Source organism: Solibacillus sp. FSL R5-0449 (assembly GCF_037975215.1).
GTDB lineage: Bacteria > Bacillota > Bacilli > Bacillales_A > Planococcaceae > Solibacillus.
The window spans coordinates 2,545,941-2,571,206 of sequence record NZ_CP150239.1 but is presented as its reverse complement, the minus strand read 5'-3'; the positions used below and the strand labels follow the sequence as shown (position 1 = coordinate 2,571,206).

General features: G+C 42.9%; 16 protein-coding genes, 40 tRNA genes and 3 rRNA genes. 54 read left to right on the top strand and 5 right to left on the bottom strand.

Translation table 11 applies throughout. The features are described from left to right. Positions 1–33 precede the first annotated feature (33 nt). Positions 34–294 carry a DUF1871 family protein gene (locus tag MKY27_RS12940; RefSeq protein ID WP_339176635.1) on the top strand — a complete coding sequence of 87 codons (261 nt, stop codon included), beginning with the start codon at positions 34–36 and terminating at the stop codon, positions 292–294. Between the two features lie 37 nt (positions 295–331). Here the strand turns inward: MKY27_RS12940 and MKY27_RS12935 are convergent, their stop codons facing one another. Further along, complete coding sequence (locus MKY27_RS12935) at positions 332–538, bottom strand: helix-turn-helix transcriptional regulator (RefSeq protein ID WP_339172783.1); 207 nt, start codon at positions 536–538, stop codon at positions 332–334. 112 nt (positions 539–650) lie between these two features. Continuing rightward, on the bottom strand, positions 651–1,979 hold the full coding sequence (locus MKY27_RS12930; RefSeq protein WP_339195525.1) for a sodium-dependent transporter: 1,329 nt from the start codon (positions 1,977–1,979) through the stop codon (positions 651–653). A 246-nt stretch (positions 1,980–2,225) separates the two neighbouring features. Between MKY27_RS12930 and yugI the strand changes: the two genes are divergently transcribed. The 3 genes from yugI to MKY27_RS12915 all read left to right on the top strand — a co-directional run bounded on the left by yugI (position 2,226) and on the right by MKY27_RS12915 (position 5,308). Continuing rightward, on the top strand, positions 2,226–2,600 hold the full coding sequence (yugI, locus tag MKY27_RS12925; protein ID WP_339172779.1) for a S1 domain-containing post-transcriptional regulator GSP13: 375 nt from the start codon (positions 2,226–2,228) through the stop codon (positions 2,598–2,600). 230 nt (positions 2,601–2,830) lie between these two features. After that, positions 2,831–4,075, top strand: coding sequence for a Glu/Leu/Phe/Val dehydrogenase (locus tag MKY27_RS12920; protein ID WP_339172777.1), 1,245 nt, complete (start codon positions 2,831–2,833; stop codon positions 4,073–4,075). 69 nt (positions 4,076–4,144) lie between these two features. Next, on the top strand, positions 4,145–5,308 hold the full coding sequence (locus MKY27_RS12915) for an iron-containing alcohol dehydrogenase (protein WP_339195524.1): 1,164 nt from the start codon (positions 4,145–4,147) through the stop codon (positions 5,306–5,308). A gap of 63 nt (positions 5,309–5,371) precedes the next feature. Here MKY27_RS12915 and MKY27_RS12910 read toward each other — a convergent pair whose 3' ends face one another. Together MKY27_RS12910 and MKY27_RS12905 are read right to left on the bottom strand one after the other, a co-directional pair. Then, the gene (locus MKY27_RS12910) at positions 5,372–6,361 is read right to left on the bottom strand and encodes a cation diffusion facilitator family transporter (RefSeq protein WP_339195522.1); all 990 of its coding nucleotides are present in this window, start codon (positions 6,359–6,361) and stop codon (positions 5,372–5,374) included. A gap of 14 nt (positions 6,362–6,375) precedes the next feature. Next, positions 6,376–7,095: an MgtC/SapB family protein gene (locus MKY27_RS12905; RefSeq protein WP_339195520.1), complete on the bottom strand. Its 720-nt coding sequence runs from the start codon at positions 7,093–7,095 to the stop codon at positions 6,376–6,378. 140 nt (positions 7,096–7,235) lie between these two features. Here MKY27_RS12905 and MKY27_RS12900 point away from each other — a divergent pair, with 140 nt between their 5' ends. The 47 genes from MKY27_RS12900 to MKY27_RS12670 all read left to right on the top strand — a co-directional run bounded on the left by MKY27_RS12900 (position 7,236) and on the right by MKY27_RS12670 (position 20,147). Continuing rightward, the gene (locus MKY27_RS12900) at positions 7,236–8,126 is read left to right on the top strand and encodes a DMT family transporter (protein ID WP_339195518.1); all 891 of its coding nucleotides are present in this window, start codon (positions 7,236–7,238) and stop codon (positions 8,124–8,126) included. A 324-nt stretch (positions 8,127–8,450) separates the two neighbouring features. Further along, positions 8,451–10,007: ribosomal RNA gene (locus tag MKY27_RS12895) — 16S ribosomal RNA — on the top strand. A 230-nt stretch (positions 10,008–10,237) separates the two neighbouring features. After that, positions 10,238–13,166: ribosomal RNA gene (locus tag MKY27_RS12890) — 23S ribosomal RNA — on the top strand. Positions 13,167–13,349: 183 nt separating this feature from the next. Then, positions 13,350–13,465: ribosomal RNA gene (gene rrf, locus MKY27_RS12885) — 5S ribosomal RNA — on the top strand. The 16S, 23S and 5S rRNA genes sit together here with 20 tRNA genes alongside, the layout of an rRNA operon. A 9-nt stretch (positions 13,466–13,474) precedes the next feature. Next, a tRNA-Val gene (locus tag MKY27_RS12880) sits at positions 13,475–13,550 on the top strand. 9 nt (positions 13,551–13,559) lie between these two features. Beyond that, positions 13,560–13,635 (top strand) — tRNA-Thr (locus tag MKY27_RS12875). 6 nt (positions 13,636–13,641) lie between these two features. After that, positions 13,642–13,717, top strand: a tRNA-Lys gene (locus MKY27_RS12870). Between the two features lie 21 nt (positions 13,718–13,738). Then, positions 13,739–13,823: transfer RNA gene (locus tag MKY27_RS12865), tRNA-Leu, on the top strand. Positions 13,824–13,869: 46 nt separating this feature from the next. After that, positions 13,870–13,944 (top strand) — tRNA-Gly (locus MKY27_RS12860). 6 nt (positions 13,945–13,950) lie between these two features. Then, positions 13,951–14,039 (top strand) — tRNA-Leu (locus MKY27_RS12855). 19 nt (positions 14,040–14,058) lie between these two features. Further along, a tRNA-Arg gene (locus MKY27_RS12850) sits at positions 14,059–14,135 on the top strand. 8 nt (positions 14,136–14,143) lie between these two features. Further along, positions 14,144–14,220: transfer RNA gene (locus MKY27_RS12845), tRNA-Pro, on the top strand. An 8-nt stretch (positions 14,221–14,228) separates the two neighbouring features. After that, positions 14,229–14,304: transfer RNA gene (locus MKY27_RS12840), tRNA-Ala, on the top strand. Between the two features lie 27 nt (positions 14,305–14,331). After that, positions 14,332–14,405 (top strand) — tRNA-Met (locus MKY27_RS12835). 7 nt (positions 14,406–14,412) lie between these two features. Then, positions 14,413–14,489, top strand: a tRNA-Ile gene (locus tag MKY27_RS12830). A 20-nt stretch (positions 14,490–14,509) separates the two neighbouring features. Continuing rightward, a tRNA-Ser gene (locus MKY27_RS12825) sits at positions 14,510–14,602 on the top strand. Positions 14,603–14,646: 44 nt separating this feature from the next. After that, a tRNA-Met gene (locus MKY27_RS12820) sits at positions 14,647–14,721 on the top strand. A 3-nt stretch (positions 14,722–14,724) separates the two neighbouring features. Beyond that, positions 14,725–14,800, top strand: a tRNA-Asp gene (locus MKY27_RS12815). A gap of 5 nt (positions 14,801–14,805) precedes the next feature. Then, positions 14,806–14,881, top strand: a tRNA-Phe gene (locus tag MKY27_RS12810). 3 nt (positions 14,882–14,884) lie between these two features. Further along, positions 14,885–14,958, top strand: a tRNA-Gly gene (locus tag MKY27_RS12805). 11 nt (positions 14,959–14,969) lie between these two features. Next, positions 14,970–15,046, top strand: a tRNA-Ile gene (locus tag MKY27_RS12800). Between the two features lie 6 nt (positions 15,047–15,052). Continuing rightward, a tRNA-Asn gene (locus MKY27_RS12795) sits at positions 15,053–15,128 on the top strand. A 14-nt stretch (positions 15,129–15,142) separates the two neighbouring features. Continuing rightward, positions 15,143–15,233: transfer RNA gene (locus MKY27_RS12790), tRNA-Ser, on the top strand. Between the two features lie 2 nt (positions 15,234–15,235). Then, positions 15,236–15,307: transfer RNA gene (locus MKY27_RS12785), tRNA-Glu, on the top strand. Between the two features lie 1,041 nt (positions 15,308–16,348). Further along, a tRNA-Val gene (locus MKY27_RS12780) sits at positions 16,349–16,424 on the top strand. A gap of 10 nt (positions 16,425–16,434) precedes the next feature. Further along, positions 16,435–16,510: transfer RNA gene (locus MKY27_RS12775), tRNA-Thr, on the top strand. A gap of 6 nt (positions 16,511–16,516) precedes the next feature. After that, a tRNA-Lys gene (locus MKY27_RS12770) sits at positions 16,517–16,592 on the top strand. Positions 16,593–16,613: 21 nt separating this feature from the next. Continuing rightward, positions 16,614–16,698: transfer RNA gene (locus MKY27_RS12765), tRNA-Leu, on the top strand. A gap of 46 nt (positions 16,699–16,744) precedes the next feature. Next, positions 16,745–16,819, top strand: a tRNA-Gly gene (locus MKY27_RS12760). Positions 16,820–16,825: 6 nt separating this feature from the next. Continuing rightward, a tRNA-Leu gene (locus MKY27_RS12755) sits at positions 16,826–16,914 on the top strand. A 19-nt stretch (positions 16,915–16,933) separates the two neighbouring features. Next, a tRNA-Arg gene (locus tag MKY27_RS12750) sits at positions 16,934–17,010 on the top strand. Positions 17,011–17,018: 8 nt separating this feature from the next. Continuing rightward, a tRNA-Pro gene (locus tag MKY27_RS12745) sits at positions 17,019–17,095 on the top strand. Between the two features lie 8 nt (positions 17,096–17,103). Next, positions 17,104–17,179 (top strand) — tRNA-Ala (locus MKY27_RS12740). Between the two features lie 27 nt (positions 17,180–17,206). Next, positions 17,207–17,280: transfer RNA gene (locus MKY27_RS12735), tRNA-Met, on the top strand. A 7-nt stretch (positions 17,281–17,287) separates the two neighbouring features. Next, positions 17,288–17,364, top strand: a tRNA-Ile gene (locus MKY27_RS12730). Positions 17,365–17,384: 20 nt separating this feature from the next. After that, positions 17,385–17,477, top strand: a tRNA-Ser gene (locus MKY27_RS12725). 44 nt (positions 17,478–17,521) lie between these two features. Further along, positions 17,522–17,596 (top strand) — tRNA-Met (locus MKY27_RS12720). Between the two features lie 3 nt (positions 17,597–17,599). After that, positions 17,600–17,675 (top strand) — tRNA-Asp (locus MKY27_RS12715). A 5-nt stretch (positions 17,676–17,680) separates the two neighbouring features. Continuing rightward, positions 17,681–17,756: transfer RNA gene (locus MKY27_RS12710), tRNA-Phe, on the top strand. A gap of 3 nt (positions 17,757–17,759) precedes the next feature. Then, a tRNA-Gly gene (locus MKY27_RS12705) sits at positions 17,760–17,833 on the top strand. An 11-nt stretch (positions 17,834–17,844) separates the two neighbouring features. Then, positions 17,845–17,921 (top strand) — tRNA-Ile (locus tag MKY27_RS12700). A 6-nt stretch (positions 17,922–17,927) separates the two neighbouring features. Continuing rightward, positions 17,928–18,003: transfer RNA gene (locus tag MKY27_RS12695), tRNA-Asn, on the top strand. Positions 18,004–18,017: 14 nt separating this feature from the next. Beyond that, positions 18,018–18,108, top strand: a tRNA-Ser gene (locus MKY27_RS12690). A gap of 2 nt (positions 18,109–18,110) precedes the next feature. After that, positions 18,111–18,182, top strand: a tRNA-Glu gene (locus MKY27_RS12685). A gap of 75 nt (positions 18,183–18,257) precedes the next feature. Then, the gene (locus MKY27_RS12680; RefSeq protein WP_339172766.1) at positions 18,258–18,884 is read left to right on the top strand and encodes an NUDIX domain-containing protein; all 627 of its coding nucleotides are present in this window, start codon (positions 18,258–18,260) and stop codon (positions 18,882–18,884) included. A gap of 95 nt (positions 18,885–18,979) precedes the next feature. Continuing rightward, positions 18,980–19,738: a MerR family transcriptional regulator gene (locus tag MKY27_RS12675; protein ID WP_339195516.1), complete on the top strand. Its 759-nt coding sequence runs from the start codon at positions 18,980–18,982 to the stop codon at positions 19,736–19,738. Between the two features lie 64 nt (positions 19,739–19,802). Then, positions 19,803–20,147 (top strand): TraR/DksA C4-type zinc finger protein, encoded by a 345-nt coding sequence (locus MKY27_RS12670; RefSeq protein WP_339195515.1) that lies wholly within the window; start codon positions 19,803–19,805, stop codon positions 20,145–20,147. Between the two features lie 41 nt (positions 20,148–20,188). Here MKY27_RS12670 and MKY27_RS12665 read toward each other — a convergent pair whose 3' ends face one another. Continuing rightward, positions 20,189–21,106, bottom strand: a complete 918-nt coding sequence (locus MKY27_RS12665) for a 1,4-dihydroxy-2-naphthoate polyprenyltransferase (RefSeq protein ID WP_339172758.1) — start codon at positions 21,104–21,106, stop codon at positions 20,189–20,191. A gap of 241 nt (positions 21,107–21,347) precedes the next feature. Between MKY27_RS12665 and MKY27_RS12660 the strand changes: the two genes are divergently transcribed. Genes MKY27_RS12660 through menH form a run of 3 tightly spaced genes read left to right on the top strand, consistent with a single transcriptional unit; the run spans position 21,348 to position 25,250 of the window. After that, positions 21,348–22,730 carry an isochorismate synthase gene (locus tag MKY27_RS12660; RefSeq protein ID WP_339195513.1) on the top strand — a complete coding sequence of 461 codons (1,383 nt, stop codon included), beginning with the start codon at positions 21,348–21,350 and terminating at the stop codon, positions 22,728–22,730. Then, positions 22,723–24,456, top strand: coding sequence for a 2-succinyl-5-enolpyruvyl-6-hydroxy-3-cyclohexene-1-carboxylic-acid synthase (menD, locus tag MKY27_RS12655; RefSeq protein ID WP_339195511.1), 1,734 nt, complete (start codon positions 22,723–22,725; stop codon positions 24,454–24,456). The genes MKY27_RS12660 and menD overlap by 8 nt, the downstream gene beginning before the upstream one ends. Continuing rightward, positions 24,438–25,250, top strand: coding sequence for a 2-succinyl-6-hydroxy-2,4-cyclohexadiene-1-carboxylate synthase (gene menH, locus MKY27_RS12650; protein ID WP_339195508.1), 813 nt, complete (start codon positions 24,438–24,440; stop codon positions 25,248–25,250). The genes menD and menH overlap by 19 nt, the downstream gene beginning before the upstream one ends. Positions 25,251–25,266 lie beyond the last annotated feature (16 nt).

Genomic DNA, 25,266 nt, shown 5'->3' with positions numbered 1-25,266 from the left:
CTAACTATTATAAGAGGTAGTTAGGTGAATCAAATGGATAATATTGAAATGAATCAAAAATGTGTACATTTATTGGAGCAGTGGGATCCTTTTAACTACGGTTCCGAAAGTTATGCAACTGAAACGGCAGATGTTGTCGCTGCGCTTCAAAATATTGACGATCCAACAACATTGGCAAAAGTCATTCAAAGAGTTTACGAATACTCCTTTGAACAATGGATACCTTTTGAGCAATGTGTTGCCATCGCATATAAATTAATTGCCGTAAAATTCGAAGCGAAGTGTATTATATAAAAATGCAGGCGACCTGTAGATTGAGGTCGCCCGCATTTTAATGTAATCCATCGATTAAGTTAGAAACCGGTACTTCCAGAACAGTCGATAAAATTAAAATGGTTTGGGTTGAAGGAATTTGCTCACCGTTTTCGTAGGCTGTCAGTTTTTCCGTACTTACTTGTGTTCGTAATGAAAGCTCTTCTATTGATAAATTCTTTTCCGAACGTAAAGATTTTAACTGTTCCTGAAACTGCAATTTCATTTCCCATCTCCTCCCCGTATGTTTACTATCATATGAACAATAGCTTATTAGGTCCCTTAATTGTAAAAATAAAAAAACTTGCCCGAATTTCATATCGAACAAGTTTTTTTAATTAACTAAAGAAAACTTTATTAATAAAGATAGCTGCAATTGAAAGTGGTGCTACATAGCGTACTATAAACAGCCAACAATTATAAACAACAGGTGATGCCTGCATTTCTTCACGAGAAATTTTCTTCGAATAATAATATCCCGCAAAAATAGATGTTAAAAAGGCACCGATCGGCATTAAAATCGCGCTCGTTACATAATCAACAAAGTCAAAAATGGAACGTTCAAAAATGGTGATATCCGATAAAATCCCGAACGATAAAGCACTAGGAATACCGATGATAAAAATCATTGCTGCCAATAACCAAGAGGCTTTCTTACGCTGCGCTGTTTTTTCCCGAATCCCTATGGAAACGACCACTTCCAGCAATGCAATCGCTGAAGTAACTGTCGCAAACAACAGCAAGATGAAAAATACGAGCAATAAAAATCCGCCAAACGGCAATTGCTCAAAAACAGCTGGAATCATTATAAATACTAAGCCAGGCCCTTCTGTAGGAGAGAAGCCTAATGCGAATACGGCAGGGAAGATAACAAGACCCGCCAATAGAGAAATCGCGATATTCATACTCGCTACATTAACTGCAGAAGTTACAATCTTCTCTTTTTTGGATAAATATGAGGCGTATGTAATCATCGCCGCAACTCCAATACTAAGAGAGAAGAATGCTTGGCCTAACGCCAACATTAACGTATCGCCGTTCATGTATGACCAGTCTGGTATGAACATGAACTTAACGCCTTCCATCGCACCATCCAATGTAATCGAACGGATAAACAATAAAATGAAAAACAAGAATAAAATCGGCATCATCCACTTACTTGCAGTTTCAATCCCGTTTTTAATCCCCGCTTGAACTATGAATAATGTTAAAAGCATGAAAGTAGCTTGTGCGATTAACACTTCCCAAGGGTTCGCAATAATATCAGAAAACAAAGTCCCGAAGTTAACACCTTGTCCCGTAAGTGAAAAACTAATTGCCCGAAGTATATAACTCAATATCCAACCACCTACAACACTATAGAAGGATAATATTAATCCGCATGCTACTAGGCCAATCCAGCCGATCATAAACCACGGTTTATTTGGAGCCTGCTCTTTAAATGATGTAATCGGATCTTTTTGACCGCGTCGTCCAATCATAAATTCTGCAATTAAAATCGGCAAGCCAATTAAAACTGTACATAGAACAAATAAAATAATAAATACACTACCGCCATTCGTACCCGCCATATAGGGGAACTTCCAAATCGCGCCAAGACCGATTGCGCTTCCTGCTGCCGCAAGTATGAATCCTATCTTAGATGTAAATTGATCTCTAGATGACAAAACAAAACCTCCTCATATATATGCAAGTACTCATTTTACAGCACGAATCCCGTATTTAGCAAAAAGTTTTGTGAATTTATCGGAAGTGTAAATCGAAAGAGAGAAAATTTTCACATTTTTTTAACTGGACTCTTATTTAATGCCTAGAAAATGCTAGATTAAAGCGATTCTTTGTTACAGCCCGTCTCATATGTTATAATTTAACATGACATTTACGTATATACGAAAAGAAGGTAGGAACAAAGTATGGCAAAAAAAATTGAAGTGGGTGACGTGCTAACGGGTAAAGTGACAGGAATTCAACCATACGGAGCTTTTGTTGCTTTAGATGAATATACGCAGGGACTTGTGCATATTTCTGAAATCACATACGGTTTTGTAAAGGATGTAAGTGATTTTTTATCCGTCGGGGATGAAATACAAGTTAAAGTTCTGGATGTGGATACGGATCAAAAAAAAATAAGTTTATCAATACGCGAATTGCAGGAAGTACCGTTTCACCGAAAAAGGGATATGCCGCCACGGCGAACTTTGCAAGATCGGGTTGATGAAGTGGATGCGGACGGCTTTCAAATTTTGAAGGAAAAGTTGAAAGATTGGATCGAACAATCTGGACACTAGGCAGGACATGCTCAATTAATTCTAAAATAAATTGAGCATGTTTTTTTATGGATGAATCTGGTCAGTTTTGAGCAAAATTTGTAAAAAAAGCGCTTTCTTCGTTTATTATCAACGGAAAAATTAAAAGTGTATAAAATGTGGCTAAATATTTAACAAACTCCGAATAAAGTATGTTACAATGTTGGCGGAAAGACCCAAATACATCAAAATTTAAAGAGGCGAATTATAAAATGGCTGAAAATTTGAACTTATTTACATCAACTCAAGAAGTAATTCATGAGGCATTAAATAAACTAGGCTATGATGAGGCAATGTATGAATTATTGAAAGAACCGGTTCGTATGTTGACAGTGCGTATTCCTGTAAAAATGGATGACGGTACAACAAAAGTATTTACTGGATACCGTGCACAGCATAATGATGCAGTAGGTCCAACAAAAGGTGGCGTACGTTTCCACCCGATGGTATCGGAAGAGGAAGTGAAAGCGCTTTCGATGTGGATGACGTTAAAATGCGGTATTGTTGATCTTCCATATGGTGGAGGTAAAGGTGGCGTTATTTGTGACCCGCGCGAAATGTCTATGGGCGAAATTGAACGATTAAGTCGTGGTTATGTTCGTGCAATCAGTCAAGTAGTTGGTCCAACAAAAGATATCCCGGCACCGGACGTATTTACAAATGCTCAAATTATGGCTTGGATGATGGATGAGTACAGCCGTATGGATGAATTTAACTCGCCAGGATTCATTACAGGTAAACCAATCGTTCTTGGCGGTTCACAAGGCCGAGATCGTGCAACAGCTGAAGGTGTTACAATTGTCATCGAAGAAGCTGCAAAAAAACGTAATATCGATATTAAAGGTGCACGAGTAGTTATTCAGGGCTTCGGTAACGCTGGTAGTTTCTTAGCGAAGTTTATGAGTGACTTAGGTGCAAAAGTTATTGGTATTTCAGATGCACACGGTGCGTTGCATGATCCGAACGGATTGGATATTGATTACTTATTAGATCGCCGTGACTCGTTTGGAACAGTTACGACATTGTTTGAAAATACAATTTCAAACAAAGAGCTTTTAGAACTGGATTGCGATATTTTAGTGCCTGCTGCTATCGAAAATCAAATTACAGCAGACAACGCATATCAAATTAAAGCAAACATCGTTGTAGAAGCTGCAAACGGTCCGACAACTGCCGAAGCAACAAAGATTTTAACGGAGCGCGGTATTCTTCTAGTACCGGACGTGTTAGCTTCTGCTGGTGGTGTAACAGTGTCTTACTTTGAATGGGTTCAAAACAATATGGGTTATTATTGGACGGAAGAAGAAGTACGTGAAAAGTTATATTCAAAAATGACTGCTGCGTTTGAAAATGTCTACACAACAGCACAAAACCGCAATATTAACATGCGTTTAGCTGCTTATATGGTAGGTGTACGCCGCACTGCCGAGGCCTCTCGCTTCCGTGGATGGGTATAATCATTATATTATTAAGTCTCACTCCTAATATTGGAGTGGGACTTTTTTTAAAAATAGGGGGAACCATTGATGAACGAATTTTCATTTTATAATCCAGTAAAGATTCATTTTGGTAAAGGCAGTATAGAACATTTGCGAAAAGAACTTCCGCAATATGGCCAGAACATTTTAATTGTATATGGTGGCGGAAGTATTAAATCGAATGGTGTATATGATGACATTATGACCATCCTAAATGATTTGAATATGAATGTATTCGAATTATCTGGTGTCGAGCCAAACCCTCGAGTTGAAACAGCGCGTAAAGGGATTGAAATCTGTAAAGAAAATCAGGTTGATATCGTATTAGCAGTAGGTGGCGGTTCAGTAATTGACTGCTCTAAATTAATCGTTGCAGGTGCAAAGGTGGAAGCGGATGCTTGGGATATCGTAACAAGAAAAGTAATGGCAACAGAAGCATTACCATTGGCGACTGTTTTAACCTTAGCTGCGACAGCATCTGAAATGAACTCAGGTTCGGTTATTACGAATTTAGAAACAAAAGAGAAATATGGTTGGGGCAGTCCGGTAACTTTCCCGAAATTCTCGATTTTAGATCCATCTTATACTTATTCAGTACCGGCGAATCAAACGGTAAATGGTGTTGTTGATACAATGTCGCATATTTTTGAGCAATATTTCAACAATGCGACAAACACACCGATTACAGATGAAATGAGTGAGGGGATTTTACGTACACTGATTGATGTTGCGCCGAAAGCATTGAAAGACCCGTCGAACTATGAGCATCGTGAAACACTAATGCTTGCAGGAACAATCGGCTTAAATGGATTCCTGGCATTAGGTTCACGCGGTGACTGGGCAACACACAATATTGAACATGCAGTTTCAGCATATTACGATATTGCACATGCAGGGGGCTTAGCTATTATATTCCCGAACTGGATGAAGCATAACTTACATGTGAACCCGTCACGTTTTGCAAAATTGGCTGTAAATGTATTCAATATTGATCCGACAAACAAGTCGGAGGAACAAGTTGCATTGGAAGGTATTGACGCATTATCAGCATTTTGGACATCTCTTGGTGCCCCGAATCGCTTGGCAGACTATGAAATTGATGCCACATACTTTGATGAAATGGTTGAGCATTGTCTGGTATATGGTCCATTCGGTAACTTCAACAAACTTGAAGCAGGAGATGTACGTAAAATTCTAGAAATGTCTTTATAAGAAAAAGAAAAAAGGAAGCGGTCGATTAATAGGACCAGCTTCCTTTTTTATTTTAAGATTCAATTAAATCATGCCTTTTTCTGATTCAGGTTTTGTAGCGATATGTGTCCAGCTGCGTTCGCCATTATCTTCATCAAACGCCATCGTAACTTTTGTTACACCTTTTTGGTTTAACAGCAATGTTGTTAAATGGTCACGTACATCATCTAAATAGGCGAGTGATAAATTCGGATCTGTCTCCGCAATAAGTTCAACATGTAAAAATTCGCCTTCTTTAATTACTTCTAGTCGTGCGATATCCGTTACATGCGGATCTTCCATAACAAGATTTCCGATATGCACAAGCATTTCCTCATCCGTTTCACCGATTGCACCACGCGCATTATCTAAAAAGACACGACCTACTACATAAAACATCATTAAACCGATTACCATTGAAATAAATCCTTCCAATCGGTAAAAGTCTGTAAAATACGCAATAACAATTGCTAAAAACGCCAGGACATTACCTGAAGTTGCCACTAAGTCTTCCATCCAGACAAGCTTTGTAGCCGGTTTTGCCCGCTTTAAATATTTTGCGGACTGGAGAATAGTAATCCCTTTAGGTTCTACACCAACTTCATGAAGCACTTCTTTAGCAGCTTTATTTAAAACAAATGCTTCCAAAATAATACCGAGTGCCAATACACCAAGGGCAATCAAAATTCCGGATGATTCCGTAGCAGGATGCATAAAATGGTGCCATCCTTCTTTAATCGTTTCGTATGAAAGGATTGCTACTATTAAAACGGCGCCTAAACACACTAAGTTAACAATCCGTCCGTATCCATTCGGGAATTTTGGTGTAGGAGCCTTTTTTGCCAAGGCGGAGCCTATGAATACGAAAAATTGGTTTGCGGCATCCCCGAAAGAGTGCATCATTTCAGCGAACATCGCAACATTTCCTGTAAAGAAGAAAGCAACTCCTTTAATCGTTCCTAAAAATGTATTGACGAATGCAGCGAGTAATGAGGGTTTATTGCCATCTTTGAGTAATTTAAATAGTTCTCCCATTGCGTTTTCCTCCGTTAATCTAAATATTCGATTTTAATATTTCTTACATAATCCAATTTACGCAGCCGGTTGTAAAGTTCGATTGTATGATTTGTTTCGACGGTCGATAAACGTATATCGATTTCGTGCAACAGCTTATCAGAAAATGGTACATCCCTGATTGAAATGTTATCAATATACATATCATGCTCCCTCAAATAATCCACAAGGTTTTTTATATTGTCTGCTTGGTCGGTATTGATTATTAAAGATACTTCACGCATTCTTAGACGTTTTGGACCGAATCTAAAGAGAAAAGGTGCCAGAAGTTCTATGCCCAATACGACAATAAGGACTGTTATAAAAGCTTCAATATAAAACCCTGCTCCAACGGCTATACCGATTCCGGCTGCTCCCCAAATCATGGCGGCTGTCGTAAGTCCGGTAATACTGTCATTCCCTTTACGCAAAATAACGCCGGCACCTAAAAAACCAATACCGCTTACAATTTGCGCGGCTAAACGCAACGGATCCATCGTAATATTTATATCGTCACGTGCAGGGGTTGAATAGGCCGTCTCAATCGAGATGATTGTAAGTAAACAACTGAATGTCGCAATTACTAAACTTGTCTTTAGACCGACTGGCTTCTTTTTCAATTCCCTTTCGATACCAATAATTAAACTTAGTGTAGCCGCAATTAGCAATTTTAATAAAATTTCTACCGTAAATTTATCATTCGCTAACCATTCCATATCCAAACATCTCCTTCATGTAAAATGGAATTCAAAACCTCTCGAAAAAAAATCTTTAATAAGGTATAGTTTGATAATGTGAATATGAGGTATCGCAAAATATTTCGTATTAGATGATATATATAGAAAGAAGGGTTTTAGTGGAAAGACCACCAATCCACCCGTATATTCCTATTATTATTGGGGTAATCTCTGTTTCCCTTTCTGCGATTTTTGTAAAACTTGCAAGTGCAGATTCTGGCGTTATTGCATTTTACCGTATGCTGTTTTCAATATTGATCATGCTCCCATGGTTTTTAATGAAATATAGCAATGAAATCAAAGTACTGTCAAAACGTGATTGGATATTTTCATCAATCGCAGGAGTATTTTTATCATTTCATTTTATATTATGGTTTGAATCATTAAATTACACTTCTGTAGCGAGCTCTACTGTACTCGTAACAATGCAGCCGCTATTTGCATTTATCGGTACGTATTTATTCTTTAAAGAAAAGATAACACTTCAGACATTCATTGCAGGAGGCATTGCGATATTAGGCAGCGTCCTTATCAGCTGGGGAGATTTTCAAATTAGCGGTACGGCACTTTACGGAGATATATTAGCATTGATTGCTTGTGCCTTAATAACAGGTTATTTATTGTTCGGGCAAGATGTACGGAAAAGATTGTCTCTTGTTACTTATACGATGGTCGTGTATTCCGTAAGTACAATTACTTTATTCTTTTATATTATTATAAAAGGAGAATCATTCGGTCCATATCCGGCAATTGATTGGATGTGGTTTATTTTATTGGCGATTATCCCAAACTTATTAGGGCATAACCTTTTCAACTGGGCATTGAAATGGACGAGTACGAATGTCATTTCAATAGCAATTTTATTTGAACCGGTTGGGGCAGCGTTACTTGCAATTTTTATCTTCAATGAGTATTTGACTGTTTCACAAATTGTAGGCGGATTGGTCGTTATTTTGGGGATTATGTTATTTGTGGTGGATATAAAAAAGTTTTTTAGAAAAAAAGCTTGATTTCAACTGTCCTTTTGAGGTATATTATTACTTGTCCTTAAGAGGACGGTTACTTCAAAAATATTTTACAATAATTATTGACTTCAATAGAACATTGTAATATACTAATTGGAGTCGCTATTAAAGTGAAAAGTTGATAGAAAATGTTATTGACATAATAGTTATGAAATGATAACATTGAGAAGTTCCTTTTGGGAGCACAATGAACCTTGAAAACTGAACAAGCAACGTTAATGAAACAAGCTTCTTAAATGAAGCAAACAATAGATTTCAACTTCTAACGAAGTTGGATCGCTAGCAAAGCAAATGAGCTTTCAAACTACTTTTATGGAGAGTTTGATCCTGGCTCAGGACGAACGCTGGCGGCGTGCCTAATACATGCAAGTCGAGCGGAAATTTTATTGGTGCTTGCACCTTTAAAATTTTAGCGGCGGACGGGTGAGTAACACGTGGGTAACCTACCTTATAGATTGGGATAACTCCGGGAAACCGGGGCTAATACCGAATAACACTTTTTAACACATGTTTTGAAGTTGAAAGACGGCATCTCGCTGTCACTATAAGATGGACCCGCGGCGCATTAGCTAGTTGGTGAGGTAACGGCTCACCAAGGCAACGATGCGTAGCCGACCTGAGAGGGTGATCGGCCACACTGGGACTGAGACACGGCCCAGACTCCTACGGGAGGCAGCAGTAGGGAATCTTCCACAATGGACGAAAGTCTGATGGAGCAACGCCGCGTGAGTGAAGAAGGATTTCGGTTCGTAAAACTCTGTTGCAAGGGAAGAACAAGTAGCGTAGTAACTGGCGCTACCTTGACGGTACCTTGTTAGAAAGCCACGGCTAACTACGTGCCAGCAGCCGCGGTAATACGTAGGTGGCAAGCGTTGTCCGGAATTATTGGGCGTAAAGCGCGCGCAGGTGGTTCCTTAAGTCTGATGTGAAAGCCCCCGGCTCAACCGGGGAGGGTCATTGGAAACTGGGGAACTTGAGTGCAGAAGAGGATAGTGGAATTCCAAGTGTAGCGGTGAAATGCGTAGAGATTTGGAGGAACACCAGTGGCGAAGGCGACTGTCTGGTCTGTAACTGACACTGAGGCGCGAAAGCGTGGGGAGCAAACAGGATTAGATACCCTGGTAGTCCACGCCGTAAACGATGAGTGCTAAGTGTTGGGGGGTTTCCGCCCCTCAGTGCTGCAGCTAACGCATTAAGCACTCCGCCTGGGGAGTACGGTCGCAAGACTGAAACTCAAAGGAATTGACGGGGGCCCGCACAAGCGGTGGAGCATGTGGTTTAATTCGAAGCAACGCGAAGAACCTTACCAGGTCTTGACATCCCGGTGACCACTATGGAGACATAGTTTCCCCTTCGGGGGCAACGGTGACAGGTGGTGCATGGTTGTCGTCAGCTCGTGTCGTGAGATGTTGGGTTAAGTCCCGCAACGAGCGCAACCCTTATTCTTAGTTGCCATCATTCAGTTGGGCACTCTAAGGAGACTGCCGGTGATAAACCGGAGGAAGGTGGGGATGACGTCAAATCATCATGCCCCTTATGACCTGGGCTACACACGTGCTACAATGGACGGTACAAACGGTTGCCAACCCGCGAGGGGGAGCTAATCCGATAAAACCGTTCTCAGTTCGGATTGTAGGCTGCAACTCGCCTACATGAAGCCGGAATCGCTAGTAATCGCGGATCAGCATGCCGCGGTGAATACGTTCCCGGGCCTTGTACACACCGCCCGTCACACCACGAGAGTTTGTAACACCCGAAGTCGGTGAGGTAACCTTTTGGAGCCAGCCGCCGAAGGTGGGATAGATGATTGGGGTGAAGTCGTAACAAGGTAGCCGTATCGGAAGGTGCGGCTGGATCACCTCCTTTCTAAGGATTTTTCGGAATCATTCCCTTGGGGAATGAAACATTAACGTTTGCTGTTCAGTTTTGAAGGTTCATACTTAAATGAATGAAACACTTCAAAACATTCGTTCTTTGAAAACTGGATAAAACGACATTGAAGCAATAAATCAAATTTCTATTTTATAGATATTTAAACAAGTCAAGCAATTGACGTGTAAACTTAAATCTTGGACTCGTTCCAAGTATTAACTTTTGGTTAAGTTAATAAGGGCGCACGGTGGATGCCTTGGCACTAGGAGTCGATGAAGGACGGCACTAACACCGATATGCCTCGGGGAGCTGTAAGTAAGCTTTGATCCGGGGATTTCCGAATGGGGGAACCCACTATCTTTAATCGGATAGTATCTTCACGTGAATTCATAGCGTGTCGAAGACAGACGCAGAGAACTGAAACATCTAAGTACCTGCAGGAACAGAAAGAAAATTCGATTCCCTGAGTAGCGGCGAGCGAAACGGGAAGAGCCCAAACCAAAGAGCTTGCTCTTTGGGGTTGTAGGACACTCTATACGGAGTTACAAAAGAATGAACTAGACGAAGCGACTTGGAAAGGTCCGCGAAACGAGGTAAAAGCCCTGTAGTCAAAAGTTCATTCCCTCCAGAGTGGATCCTGAGTACGGCGGAACACGTGAAATTCCGTCGGAATCCGGGAGGACCATCTCCCAAGGCTAAATACTACCTAGTGACCGATAGTGAACCAGTACCGTGAGGGAAAGGTGAAAAGCACCCCGGAAGGGGAGTGAAATAGATCCTGAAACCGTGTGCCTACAAGTAGTTAGAGCCCGTTAATGGGTGATAGCGTGCCTTTTGTAGAATGAACCGGCGAGTTACGATTACGTGCGAGGTTAAGTTGAGAAGACGGAGCCGCAGCGAAAGCGAGTCTGAATAGGGCGAATTAGTACGTGGTCGTAGACCCGAAACCAGGTGATCTACCCATGTCCAGGGTGAAGGTGAGGTAACACTCACTGGAGGCCCGAACCCACGCACGTTGAAAAGTGCGGGGATGAGGTGTGGGTAGCGGAGAAATTCCAATCGAACCTGGAGATAGCTGGTTCTCTCCGAAATAGCTTTAGGGCTAGCCTCGTGATTGAGAATACCGGAGGTAGAGCACTGTTTGGACTAGGGGGGCATCTCGCTTTACCGAATTCAGACAAACTCCGAATGCCGGATATTTATACACGGGAGTCAGACTGCGAGTGATAAGATCCGTAGTCAAGAGGGAAACAGCCCAGACCACCAGCTAAGGTCCCCAAGTAATCGTTAAGTGGAAAAGGATGTGGCGTTGCTTAGACAACCAGGATGTTGGCTTAGAAGCAGCCATCATTTAAAGAGTGCGTAATAGCTCACTGGTCGAGTGACGCTGCGCCGAAAATGTATCGGGGCTAAACGATTCACCGAAGCTGTGGATGCATACTTTGAGTATGCGTGGTAGGAGAGCGTTCTAACAGCGTTGAAGTCAGACCGGAAGGACTGGTGGAGCGGTTAGAAGTGAGAATGCCGGTATGAGTAGCGAAACATGGGTGAGAATCCCATGCACCGTATGACTAAGGTTTCCTGAGGAAGGCTCGTCCGCTCAGGGTTAGTCGGGACCTAAGCCGAGGCCGATAGGCGTAGGCGATGGACAACAGGTTGATATTCCTGTACCACCTCCTCACCGTTTGAGAAATGGGGGGACGCAGTAGGATAGGGTAAGCACGCCGTTGGTTGCGCGTGTTCAAGCAGTAAGGCGTGTATGTAGGCAAATCCGCATACTATAACGTTGAGCTGTGATGACGAGCTCGTATGAGCGAAGTTCCTGATTTCACACTGCCAAGAAAAGCCTCTATCGAGGTGAGAGGTGCCCGTACCGCAAACCGACACAGGTAGTCGAGGAGAGAATCCTAAGGTGTGCGAGAGAACTCTCGTTAAGGAACTCGGCAAAATGACCCCGTAACTTCGGGAGAAGGGGTGCTTCTTTGGGTGCATAGCCTAGAGAAGCCGCAGTGAATAGGCCCAGGCGACTGTTTAGCAAAAACACAGGTCTCTGCAAAACCGTAAGGTGACGTATAGGGGCTGACGCCTGCCCGGTGCTGGAAGGTTAAGAGGAGCGGTTAGCGCAAGCGAAGCTGTGAATTGAAGCCCCAGTAAACGGCGGCCGTAACTATAACGGTCCTAAGGTAGCGAAATTCCTTGTCGGGTAAGTTCCGACCCGCACGAAAGGCGTAACGATCTGGGCACTGTCTCAACGAGAGACTCGGTGAAATTATAGTACCTGTGAAGATGCAGGTTACCCGCGACAGGACGGAAAGACCCCGTGGAGCTTTACTGTAGCCTGATATTGAATTTTGGTACAACTTGTACAGGATAGGTAGGAGCCAGAGATCTCGGAGCGCCAGCTTCGAAGGAGGCGTCGGTGGGATACTACCCTGGTTGTATTGAACTTCTAACCCATGCCCCTTAGCGGGGTAGGAGACAGTGTCAGGCGGACAGTTTGACTGGGGCGGTCGCCTCCTAAAGAGTAACGGAGGCGCCCAAAGGTTCCCTCAGAATGGTTGGAAATCATTCGTAGAGTGTAAAGGCATAAGGGAGCTTGACTGCGAGACCTACAAGTCGAGCAGGGTCGAAAGACGGGCTTAGTGATCCGGTGGTTCCGCATGGAAGGGCCATCGCTCAACGGATAAAAGCTACCCCGGGGATAACAGGCTTATCTCCCCCAAGAGTCCACATCGACGGGGAGGTTTGGCACCTCGATGTCGGCTCATCGCATCCTGGGGCTGTAGTCGGTCCCAAGGGTTGGGCTGTTCGCCCATTAAAGCGGTACGCGAGCTGGGTTCAGAACGTCGTGAGACAGTTCGGTCCCTATCCGTCGTGGGCGTAGGAAATTTGAGAGGAGCTGTCCTTAGTACGAGAGGACCGGGATGGACATACCGCTGGTGTACCAGTTGTCTTGCCAAAGGCATCGCTGGGTAGCTATGTATGGACGGGATAAGTGCTGAAAGCATCTAAGCATGAAGCCCCCCTCAAGATGAGATTTCCCATTACGCAAGTAAGTAAGACCCCTGAAAGACGATCAGGTAGATAGGTTCGAGGTGGAAGTGCGGTGACGCATGCAGCTGACGAATACTAATCGGTCGAGGACTTAACCACATTTTATTGCACAAACTCAATGAAACGTTTATCCAGTTTTGAAAGAATGATCTTTCTAAGGGTTTCAAGACACAAGCTAGTCGAGGAAACGACTGAGTGATTGAAGGAGCGTACTCAAGTACGTGACTGAAAGAACGAAGGAAGTTGACGAAGGATAGCGCCGTGTATTGGAAGCCGTAATAGTGAAGTGATGATGGCAAAGAGGTCACACCCGTTCCCATACCGAACACGGAAGTTAAGCTCTTTAGCGCCGATGGTAGTTGGGGGCTTCCCCCTGTGAGAGTAGGACGTCGCTTCGCTAGAATATTGGAGGATTAGCTCAGCTGGGAGAGCACCTGCCTTACAAGCAGGGGGTCGGCGGTTCGAGCCCGTCATCCTCCACCATTTCTAAATGCCGGTGTAGCTCAGTTGGTAGAGCAACTGACTTGTAATCAGTAGGTCGAGGGTTCGACTCCTTTCGCCGGCACCATTTAGAGAGCCATTAGCTCAGTTGGTAGAGCATCTGACTTTTAATCAGAGGGTCGAAGGTTCGAGTCCTTCATGGCTCACCAGTTTATATTTTATACTGCTTAGCGGGTGTGGCGGAATTGGCAGACGCACTAGACTTAGGATCTAGCGCCGCAAGGCGTGGGGGTTCGACTCCCTTCACCCGCACCATTTTAATTTCATATTACTGTCAGAGTAAAAATATCTTAAGCATTTTGCGGAAGTAGTTCAGTGGTAGAACACCACCTTGCCAAGGTGGGGGTCGCGAGTTCGAACCTCGTCTTCCGCTCCAAAAAATGCCGGGGTGGCGGAACTGGCAGACGCACAGGACTTAAAATCCTGCGGTGAGTGATCACCGTGCCGGTTCGATTCCGGCCCTCGGCACCATCTTTACAATAAACAATATGCGCCCGTAGCTCAATTGGATAGAGCGTCTGACTACGGATCAGAAGGTTGTGGGTTCGACTCCTGCCGGGCGCGCCATATTATTTCGGAATGTAGCTCAGCTTGGTAGAGCACTTGGTTTGGGACCAAGGGGTCGTAGGTTCGAATCCTGTCATTCCGACCATCATTTATGGGGCCTTAGCTCAGCTGGGAGAGCGCCTGCCTTGCACGCAGGAGGTCAGCGGTTCGATCCCGCTAGGCTCCACCATAATTTTGTAACCAAAATAAAGATCCTGGCGGTGTAGCTCAGTTGGCTAGAGCACTCGGTTCATACCCGAAAGGTCGTGGGTTCGACTCCCTCTGCCGCCATCTTAAAGGACCTTTAGCTCAGTTGGTTAGAGCAGACGGCTCATAACCGTCCGGTCACAGGTTCGAGTCCTGTAAGGTCCACCAGTTAACGTACTAATAATAATGGAGGTATACCCAAGTCTGGCTGAAGGGATCGGTCTTGAAAACCGACAGGCGGGTAACACCGCGCGGGGGTTCGAATCCCTCTACCTCCTCCATTTTTACAAACTGGGTACTGAAAACAGGTTGAACATCATATTATCGCGGGGTGGAGCAGTGGTAGCTCGTCGGGCTCATAACCCGAAGGTCGCAGGTTCAAGTCCTGCCCCCGCAACCAAATGGTCCCGTGGTGTAGCGGTTAACATGCCTGCCTGTCACGCAGGAGATCGCCGGTTCGATCCCGGTCGGGACCGCCATTTGTGGGTTTGTAGCTCAGTTGGTAGAGCATTAGATTGAAGCTCTAAGTGTCGGCGGTTCGATTCCGTCCAAACCCACCATATGCGGGTGTAGTTTAGTGGTAAAACCTCAGCCTTCCAAGCTGATGTTGTCGGTTCGATTCCGATCACCCGCTCCAGTTTTTAAATAGGGCCTATAGCTCAGCTGGTTAGAGCGCACGCCTGATAAGCGTGAGGTCGATGGTTCGAGTCCATTTAGGCCCACCATATTATTCCGAAGTAGCTCAGTTGGTAGAGCATCCGGCTGTTAACCGGCAGGTCGCAGGTTCGAGTCCTGCCTTCGGAGCCATTTTTTCTATTTTTGGGGACATACTCAAGAGGCTGAAGAGGCGCCCCTGCTAAGGGTGTAGGTCGCGTAAGCGGCGCGAGGGTTCAAATCCCTCTGTCTCCGCCATCGGCCCGTTGGTCAAGTGGTTAAGACACCGCCCTTTCACGGCGGTAACACGGGTTCGAATCCCGTACGGGTCATACATAGAAAAGCGGAAAACGCTAAGTACTGTTACATGTACTTAGCGTTTTTTTGTTGCGTCAAAAGCTCTATAAAGATAATAAACAATGCTGCAATACTCAAAGAATTAATAATTTCTTACAAAATATTATGTTATTCAAATTTATAAAAACTAAGTTGAAATATAATTTTCCAATTAACTCACAACAGTTATCTTCTTTAAATGAATTATTTTATAAGTGCAGCTAAAAAAGCATATTTTTTCGATCACTATGTTGAAGGATGCATGGATTAAGGGAGAATAAGTTAGAAGGCAGGAGCGGAAATGTAGAAGGGATTTTCCAGTTATTAATGAAAAGTTGGTTGTGACCATAGAAATAGTTCAGTTAAAGCAAATTAGAGGGGGAATAAACCTACTTCTCCATATAATATATGAATAAGGTATCAAATCCCCAATACCATTGTAAAAAGCAAATCAAAAGGTGAATAACAAGAATTTACTACCTGAGTCGTTGAACCCCAAATAAAGCGGCCGTATGATTAAATCCATCTAATGAATATACCCGTTTCAAAGCATTTAATTATGAATAATATTATTATAGAATAACATAGGATATTGAAGAAAATGGAGAATACTATAGAGATAGAGAATATATTGAAAAAACATTAGGATGAAATAATAAAAGATATAGACTAAAAAATAATGGGAAATGTATGGACGTTTCCTTGACAGTTTTAGTTGATAAAATGTATAAATAAGAAGTCGTATATTCTAAAACACTTGATATTTATCAGTAATATTAATAATTATATCAGAATGATTTATAAATATTAAAAACAAGTCTTGATAAAATTAGTCAAACATATTAGAATTTCGTTATACTAAGTAAACGTTTTCATGTGCAACTTCAATGGAATTATGGAAAAAATAGAAAAAAATATATTTTATAAAAATAATTTCAAAAAAGGTATTGCATTATAAAAAAAGTAATGATAATATAAATCTTGTCCTTAAGAGAAAGGACATGCGGTTACAAAAAAGTAACTTGCAAAGACCCATTGGAGGATTAGCTCAGCTGGGAGAGCACCTGCCTTACAAGCAGGGGGTCGGCGGTTCGAGCCCGTCATCCTCCACCATTTCTAAAATGCCGGTGTAGCTCAGTTGGTAGAGCAACTGACTTGTAATCAGTAGGTCGAGGGTTCGACTCCTTTCGCCGGCACCATTTAGAGAGCCATTAGCTCAGTTGGTAGAGCATCTGACTTTTAATCAGAGGGTCGAAGGTTCGAGTCCTTCATGGCTCACCAGTTTATATTTTATACTGCTTAGCGGGTGTGGCGGAATTGGCAGACGCACTAGACTTAGGATCTAGCGCCGCAAGGCGTGGGGGTTCGACTCCCTTCACCCGCACCATTTTAATTTCATATTACTGTCAGAGTAAAAATATCTAAAGCATTTTGCGGAAGTAGTTCAGTGGTAGAACACCACCTTGCCAAGGTGGGGGTCGCGAGTTCGAACCTCGTCTTCCGCTCCAAAAAATGCCGGGGTGGCGGAACTGGCAGACGCACAGGACTTAAAATCCTGCGGTGAGTGATCACCGTGCCGGTTCGATTCCGGCCCTCGGCACCATCTTTACAATAAACAATATGCGCCCGTAGCTCAATTGGATAGAGCGTCTGACTACGGATCAGAAGGTTGTGGGTTCGACTCCTGCCGGGCGCGCCATATTATTTCGGAATGTAGCTCAGCTTGGTAGAGCACTTGGTTTGGGACCAAGGGGTCGTAGGTTCGAATCCTGTCATTCCGACCATCATTTATGGGGCCTTAGCTCAGCTGGGAGAGCGCCTGCCTTGCACGCAGGAGGTCAGCGGTTCGATCCCGCTAGGCTCCACCATAATTTTGTAACCAAAATAAAGATCCTGGCGGTGTAGCTCAGTTGGCTAGAGCACTCGGTTCATACCCGAAAGGTCGTGGGTTCGACTCCCTCTGCCGCCATCTTAAAGGACCTTTAGCTCAGTTGGTTAGAGCAGACGGCTCATAACCGTCCGGTCACAGGTTCGAGTCCTGTAAGGTCCACCAGTTAACGTACTAATAATAATGGAGGTATACCCAAGTCTGGCTGAAGGGATCGGTCTTGAAAACCGACAGGCGGGTAACACCGCGCGGGGGTTCGAATCCCTCTACCTCCTCCATTTTTACAAACTGGGTACTGAAAACAGGTTCAACATCATATTATCGCGGGGTGGAGCAGTGGTAGCTCGTCGGGCTCATAACCCGAAGGTCGCAGGTTCAAGTCCTGCCCCCGCAACCAAATGGTCCCGTGGTGTAGCGGTTAACATGCCTGCCTGTCACGCAGGAGATCGCCGGTTCGATCCCGGTCGGGACCGCCATTTGTGGGTTTGTAGCTCAGTTGGTAGAGCATTAGATTGAAGCTCTAAGTGTCGGCGGTTCGATTCCGTCCAAACCCACCATATGCGGGTGTAGTTTAGTGGTAAAACCTCAGCCTTCCAAGCTGATGTTGTCGGTTCGATTCCGATCACCCGCTCCAGTTTTTAAATAGGGCCTATAGCTCAGCTGGTTAGAGCGCACGCCTGATAAGCGTGAGGTCGATGGTTCGAGTCCATTTAGGCCCACCATATTATTCCGAAGTAGCTCAGTTGGTAGAGCATCCGGCTGTTAACCGGCAGGTCGCAGGTTCGAGTCCTGCCTTCGGAGCCATTTTTTCTATTTTTGGGGACATACTCAAGAGGCTGAAGAGGCGCCCCTGCTAAGGGTGTAGGTCGCGTAAGCGGCGCGAGGGTTCAAATCCCTCTGTCTCCGCCATCGGCCCGTTGGTCAAGTGGTTAAGACACCGCCCTTTCACGGCGGTAACACGGGTTCGAATCCCGTACGGGTCATACATAGAAAAGCGGAAAACGCTAAGTACTGTTACATGTACTTAGCGTTTTTTTGTATAAAAAGGAGAGGTTCCAGTGAACGAATATTTAAAAGTATTTGATCAATATTATAAGCAAACTGGTATTGAACAACGTGATTTCATTCATGCAAACGGTTATTGGCATGAAGTATTTCATTGCTGGATTATTGAGAAAACAGATTGTGAATGGCGCATTTATTTACAGCTGAGAAGTAAAAATAAAAAGGATTATCCAAATCAATTTGATATTACAGCAGCCGGTCATCTACTCGCATCGGAGACGGTTGAAGATGGTGTACGCGAATTAGAGGAAGAAGTAGGGATTAACGTTAGGTTTTCGCAATTAATATCTCTTGGGGTCATTCCGTACAGTATAGACAATGAAAAAATTAAGGATTATGAGTTTGCAAATGTGTTTATATATGAGTTAAGGGGAGGAATTGAGCAGTTCACTCTTCAACGAGAAGAACTGGATGGCATATACTCTGTTGACTTAAATCAATTTATATTGCTTGCGACCAATAAAATAAAGAAAATTGAAGTATCGGGTTATAAATACGTAAATGAAAAACGTCATTATGAAACGAAGCAAATCGGACTGGAACAAATGTCTACACTGCCTGAAAGTTATTTGCTTGAGTTTATCCCGAGAATGAAACAAAAGTTAATTGAAGCAACCTGAAATTTAGGTTAGCTTCTTTTTGATCAAAAAAAGTTAATTCACCATTGACCTTCACGTTGCGTCAACCTTTATAGTACTAATTAGGAGGTGATCATGTGCTAATTAATGAACTGGTCAAGCTTTCGGGTGTGAGTGCACGCACACTTCGTTATTACGATGAAATCGGCTTGCTGAGGCCTTCTGCAGTTGCGGAAAATGGCTACCGGCAATACAGCCAAGACGATATTGACCGGTTACAGCAAATATTATTTTACCGGGAGCTTGATTTTAAATTAGAGGAAATAAGAAAATTGCTCGATCATCCTGATTATGAAGTAAAAGAAGCACTAAAAAAACAATCCGAGCTTTTACAAAAGAAAAGACGATATATCGATGACTTGCTGATAACGATAGAACAAACAATCCAAACGATGGAAGGGGAACTTAAGATGACAAATGAACAAAAGTTTGACGTGTTTAAAAACAAATTGATTGAAGAAAACGAAAAGAGCTACGGGCAGGAAGTACGTAATAAATACGGTGAAGCTGAAGTGGAAGCGAGCAATAAAAAATTCAGGGATATGACAGAAGAGCAATATAATGCGATGCAGCAACTGGAACAACAACTATTTGAACGTTTAAAAGAAGCGCTTGTGTCCGGGGATGTAACATCAGACATAGCAATGGAAGCAGCGGAACTTCATAAACGCTGGTTAAGCTTCTCCTGGGCAAAATATACTCCTGAAGCACATATAGGCCTAGCACAGATGTATGTAAGCGATGACCGGTTCACTGCTTACTATGATGAGCGTGTCGCTCCTGGAGCTACACAATTTTTGCATGATGTAATCACTGTTTATGCAGCGAACAAATAAGAAAAGATGTTTTAGAAATCCCCATAAAGGTAATATTTTATTAATGGAAAAAGGGGGATTTAATATGGATATCAATCAATTACAACAATTACGTAGCGTTTTAGAAGAGGAACTTGCGACATTGCAGGAACATGTTAATGAAGAACCATCTTTAGATGAAACAGAAATAACGGCAGTTGATAATCATCCGGCAGATGCAGCAACTGATTTAACGACAATTGTTACGGAAAAAACATTAAGTGAACTGAAGGAAGACGAAATCGAGAGAATTCAAACAGCTTTAAATGCTATGGATGAGGGCACATACGGGGAATGTATCGTATGTGGAAAAGAGATTCCCTTTGAGCGTTTAGAAGCGGTTCCGACAGCTATAACATGTATTGACCATGTAGAAGAAGTGGCAGAATAATAAAAGAGGTATGTTGACTGTTCAACATACCTCTTTTAGTTTTAAATGAAATATGAAATTAATAGACCTACAGCCAACAAGAAACCAAAAATCGTGTTTGTTTGGGCTGTATATTTCATTGCCGGCATTACTTCCAGCGGTTTTTCTTTTGCTCGGAATAATTTAATCGCTTCAATCGGTTTTTTCACGCTTAATAATACAAGCAGTGCCCATGGTGTCAAATGACCTAGAACGATAAGAACAATGATCCAAATATACGAAACAATAAAGAAACCGGCCAGTACAGTTACTGCGTTATGTCGGCCAACTAAAATGGCCATCGTTTTACGTCCGCCTTCTGTATCTCCAACAATATCCCGGATATTATTTGAAAGCATAATCGCTCCGACTAAAATCATACTCGGCACAGAGATAATTACAGCATCAGCTGTTACATCGCCTGTTTGAATAAAGAAAGCAATCAGAACAATCCCCATACCCATTACTGCCCCTGAAACTAGCTCTCCGAACGGTGAATAAGCAATCGGATACGGTCCGCCAGTATACAGATAGCCGATCAGCATACATACAAGACCGACAGCAACAAGCCACCAGGATGTCATGGCACATATGTAAACGCCTAATAGCATTGCGATACCGTAAAAACTTAGCGCAATAGCCATAATAGTTTTTGGTGCTACACCATGTCGGACGATTGTGCCTCCAATACCGACTGAATTTTCATTATCCAGGCCAAGTTTATAATCATAATATTCATTGAACATATTGGTTGCTGCCTGTATGAGCATACTGGCAATAAGCATTGCAAAAAACAGTCCAAAATGAATTGTTTCATGATTTATAGAAAGTGCCATAGACGTACCTAATAATACAGGTACAAATGAAGCTGTTAATGTGTGGGGACGTGTTAAATGCCACCAAACTTTAAAACCCGTGTCCGCTTCAACGACTTTTGTCATAAAAAAACGCTCCTAACTAAATACAATTATCTAAACTATTGTAATGCAAATAAAACAAATTGAACAGAGTGAAGGGACAATACATGTAACGTTTGCTCGAAAAATGTTATGATAGGAACGTATTATTTACTGCGCGAACGCAAAAAAATAAGCAAATTATATAAAAATTCAGGCACGTATTAAAATAACGCTATACTTGCATCATACTTAGTGAATTTGCAACATGACGGAGGGAATTTTCATGCAACACAAGTGGTACAACGCCACTGAAATAGAAGTAGGCTCAAATTCAAAGCAAATTTTTTATATGGAAACAATCGAAGTAAGCCGATTATCCGCATTGGCATTTTTTGCTGCGGGCGAATCGAAATATAAAGGAAAACGCAACTACTGGCAAAATCGTGAAAAAACCTTCACATTGGTTGGTTTAGGTCATGCCTATACAATCGAAAACAATGCATCTGATGCCCGTTTCGATTTAGTAGAACGTGAATGGAAAAAACTGACGAGTCAAATCATAGAGGAAGATCAGCATCTGCAGCCAATCCTTTTCGGCGGTTTTACTTTTGATCCGCAAAATGAAGTTTCGGCAGAATGGACAAACTTCCCGCAAAGCTATTTTACTGTCGCAACACATCAGTTAGTTATTCGTAATGATAAAGCGTATGTAACAATTAACTATATTACGGATGAGGAAAATAGTGCGAAAACATTTGAAGCACTTCGTAAGGAACGTGATAAACTCATCCATGCAGCACAGGTGAAGGAAGTAAAAACTTATCCGAAACCGAAGATGACAAGCTATATGGAACCTTATAAGCAGGAATATTTAAATTCCATCAATAAAGTGACAAGCCTCATCAAAGCAAACGAAGCGCAAAAGGTTGTTATTGCCCGGTCTTTAGCATTGCAATTTGAGGAAACGATTACATCTCCGCAAATTTTGTCGCATGTCGTACATGAGCAGCCGGAGAGCTATTTGTTTGGCTTGGAGCATGGTGATTTACTGTTTTACGGTGCTTCACCGGAACGTTTAGTGAAGGTGGATAACGGTCGTGCCTATTCTTCATGTGTAGCGGGCTCGATTAAGCGCGGTACAACAGCTGAAGCTGACGAGGAATTAGGGAGAACGTTGCTGAGCGATCTGAAAAATCTTGGAGAGCATCATTATGTTGTGGAGATGATTACGGATACATTTAATAAAAATTGTACGGAAGTAAAAGTTCCGCATGGACCGAAGCTATTGAAAATCCGTGATATTCAGCATTTATATACACCGGTTGAAGGACAGTTAAATGATGATGCAACGATTTTGCAGCTTGTGAAACATTTGCATCCAACACCAGCTTTAGGCGGTGTTCCGCGTGAACAGGCAATGGAAATCATCCGGACATATGAGCCGATGAACCGAGGTCTGTATGCGGCTCCAATCGGCTGGCTGGATGCCGATGGAAATGGCGAGTTTGCAGTAGCAATTCGTTCGGCTGCATTAGTGCAGGATAAAGCGTATTTATATGCAGGCGGAGGCATTGTCGAAGATTCGGAAGCACAATCGGAATATGAAGAGACTCTCGTGAAATTCCGACCAATGCTTCGAGCTTTAGGGGGCCAGTTACATGAATGATCGTGAAGTATTATCCAATTATGTATATACAATAGTATCAGCATTAGTAGCATCTGGTGTAGAGCAGGTTGTCGTAAGTCCCGGCTCCCGTTCTACGCCGCTTGCCTATGCATTTGCGTCAACGAAGGAAATCAAAATGCATCGCCAAGTCGATGAAAGGGCAGCAGCATTTTACGCGCTAGGCCTAGCTAAATCGACTGCAAAACCGGTCGTACTCGTATGTACTTCTGGAACAGCAGCGGCCAATTACTATCCGGCCATTGTCGAAGCAAAATATGCCCGAGTGCCGCTAATCGTTTTAACAGCAGACCGTCCGCATGAATTACGTGAAGTAGGAGCACCTCAAACGATCAATCAAGTACGTTTATATGGGGAAAATGTGAAATGGTCGGCAGAATTTCCGATTCCGGATGAGGCACCGCAAACGCTTCCGTTTATCGAACGCCATACTGTCCGTGCAGTAAATATTGCAACGACAGCACCATTTGGACCGGTCCATTTGAATATCCCGTTCCGTGAACCGTTGATTATCGATTTTGCGGAAACGTTGCCAGCATCAAGCTATATTAAAAGCTATACAAATGAACTTCAGCCTGCCAAGCAAGCGGTAGCTGAACTGACAGAAATCATCGAACAAACAACGAACGGAATTCTGATCGTAGGAGAATTGCCGCTAGGAACGAACACGGAACATTTATGGGATTTTATTCGTGAAGTGAAATGGCCGGTAATGATTGAAAGCTTATCAAATCTGCGCACAGAAATACCGGAAGATTGCCAAATATATGCGATTACTACATATGATGCATTGATGAAAAATGAGCGCTTCAAGCGAAATGTTCGACCACAAACGGTCATTCGTTTCGGAGCACAGCCTGTTTCCAAATTTTTAATGCAGTTTATCGTACAGGCAAAACCGCAAAGCTATATTGTCATCGACGAAGATCCGATGTATAGGGATTCTACTCATATGTCGACACATTTCATTCACGCCTTGCCAGGAGAATGGCTGTCGGATGTGAAGTTAGCGCACTCTCGAGCAGAAATGGCATACGTTCAATTTTGGAAAATGGCAGATTTACTAGCTGCTGATGTCATTGAAAAGTATAGTGAATTTGCCGATGATGAAGGGGCAATGGTACAGGCATTCCTTACAAGTATTGAGGAGGACGCCGACATTTATGTTAGCAGCAGTATGCCGATACGTGACATTGATACATTTTTACTTACACAAAATCGTCCTGTTCAAATTTTCGCAAATCGCGGAGCAAATGGGATCGATGGAGTAACATCTACAGCACTGGGCTTCAGTAATGGCCGAAAAAACCGCAAAACGTATTTATTGATTGGCGATTTGGCATTTTTGCATGATGCCAATGCATTTGTAGCAAGCCGTTATCAGGAGTGCGATTTAACGGTACTTGTCATGAATAATGACGGGGGCGGCATCTTCTCGTATTTACCGCAATCGAAGGTAGAGGAGCATTATGAAGATCTTTTCGGTACACCGACTGCATTGACATTCGAACAAATGGCCAAAATGTATGAGCTGGATTACGTAAAAGCAACATCATTGGAACAATTTACGGCTGCATTGTCTGAGGATAAACAAACATCGATTAAACTGATCGAAGCTTTCACAGATCGGGAAGAGAATGTGAAGCAGCATCGACAGCTGTGGGCGCGGATTCATGAGGTGATGGAACAATGGCTCGCTTCACTGTAAAAGGGTTGGATGTGCATATTGAACAGTGGAATGAACAGGCAACTCAAACGGTTGTATTTCTTCATGGTTTTACAGGGAGCACAAATACATGGAAAAAGATTGTTTCGCTACTGCCTTCAAACATCCGATGTATTGCAGTTGATCTAATCGGACATGGTAAAACAGCAGCACCGACTACTGTTGAATTTTACTCGATGGCATTTCAAGTGGAACTGCTGCATGAACTGTTTCAACAATTAAAGCTAGATACTTTTACGCTGGTAGGCTATTCAATGGGAGGACGTGTAGCGCTGAGCTATGCGGTTCGTTATCCCTCTAGAATTGAGCATTTGCTTTTGGAAAGTGCTTCCCCAGGACTAGTGGAAGAACAGCAACGTACTACACGAAAACAGGCGGATGATACCCTTGCGGAAAAGATTCTTGCAAATGGGATTGAATCATTCGTAAACAAGTGGGAGAATATCCCGCTGTTTGCTTCTCAAAAAAAACTTCCTGCAGAAGTACAGCAGGAAATCCGTTCAGAGCGCATACAGCAGAGAGAAATCGGGCTTGCAAACAGTCTGCGCGGCATGGGAACAGGTGTAATGCCCGAACTTTGGGGTAAGCTTAATACATTAACAATGCCTGTAACACTCGTTACCGGTCAGCTTGACGAAAAATTCGTGCAATTAAACAATGAAATGCAAAAGCATATCGAAAAAGCAAATCATCTTACTATTCCAGCAGTTGGCCACGCAATTCATGTGGAAAATCCGACAAAGTTTGCTACAATAGTAAAGGAAACGATTTCATAACCGAATTAGGAGGCAA

Coding starts and splice junctions, on each gene's coding strand:
- MKY27_RS12940 (WP_339176635.1), top strand. CDS start 34: ATGGATAATATTGAAATGAATCAAAAATGTGTACATTTATTGGAGCAG.
- MKY27_RS12935 (WP_339172783.1), bottom strand. CDS start 538: ATGAAATTGCAGTTTCAGGAACAGTTAAAATCTTTACGTTCGGAAAAG.
- yugI (WP_339172779.1), top strand. CDS start 2,226: ATGGCAAAAAAAATTGAAGTGGGTGACGTGCTAACGGGTAAAGTGACA.
- MKY27_RS12920 (WP_339172777.1), top strand. CDS start 2,831: ATGGCTGAAAATTTGAACTTATTTACATCAACTCAAGAAGTAATTCAT.
- MKY27_RS12915 (WP_339195524.1), top strand. CDS start 4,145: ATGAACGAATTTTCATTTTATAATCCAGTAAAGATTCATTTTGGTAAA.
- MKY27_RS12910 (WP_339195522.1), bottom strand. CDS start 6,361: ATGGGAGAACTATTTAAATTACTCAAAGATGGCAATAAACCCTCATTA.
- MKY27_RS12905 (WP_339195520.1), bottom strand. CDS start 7,095: ATGGAATGGTTAGCGAATGATAAATTTACGGTAGAAATTTTATTAAAA.
- MKY27_RS12670 (WP_339195515.1), top strand. CDS start 19,803: ATGGATATCAATCAATTACAACAATTACGTAGCGTTTTAGAAGAGGAA.
- MKY27_RS12665 (WP_339172758.1), bottom strand. CDS start 21,106: ATGACAAAAGTCGTTGAAGCGGACACGGGTTTTAAAGTTTGGTGGCAT.
- MKY27_RS12660 (WP_339195513.1), top strand. CDS start 21,348: ATGCAACACAAGTGGTACAACGCCACTGAAATAGAAGTAGGCTCAAAT.
- menD (WP_339195511.1), top strand. CDS start 22,723: ATGAATGATCGTGAAGTATTATCCAATTATGTATATACAATAGTATCA.
- menH (WP_339195508.1), top strand. CDS start 24,438: ATGGCTCGCTTCACTGTAAAAGGGTTGGATGTGCATATTGAACAGTGG.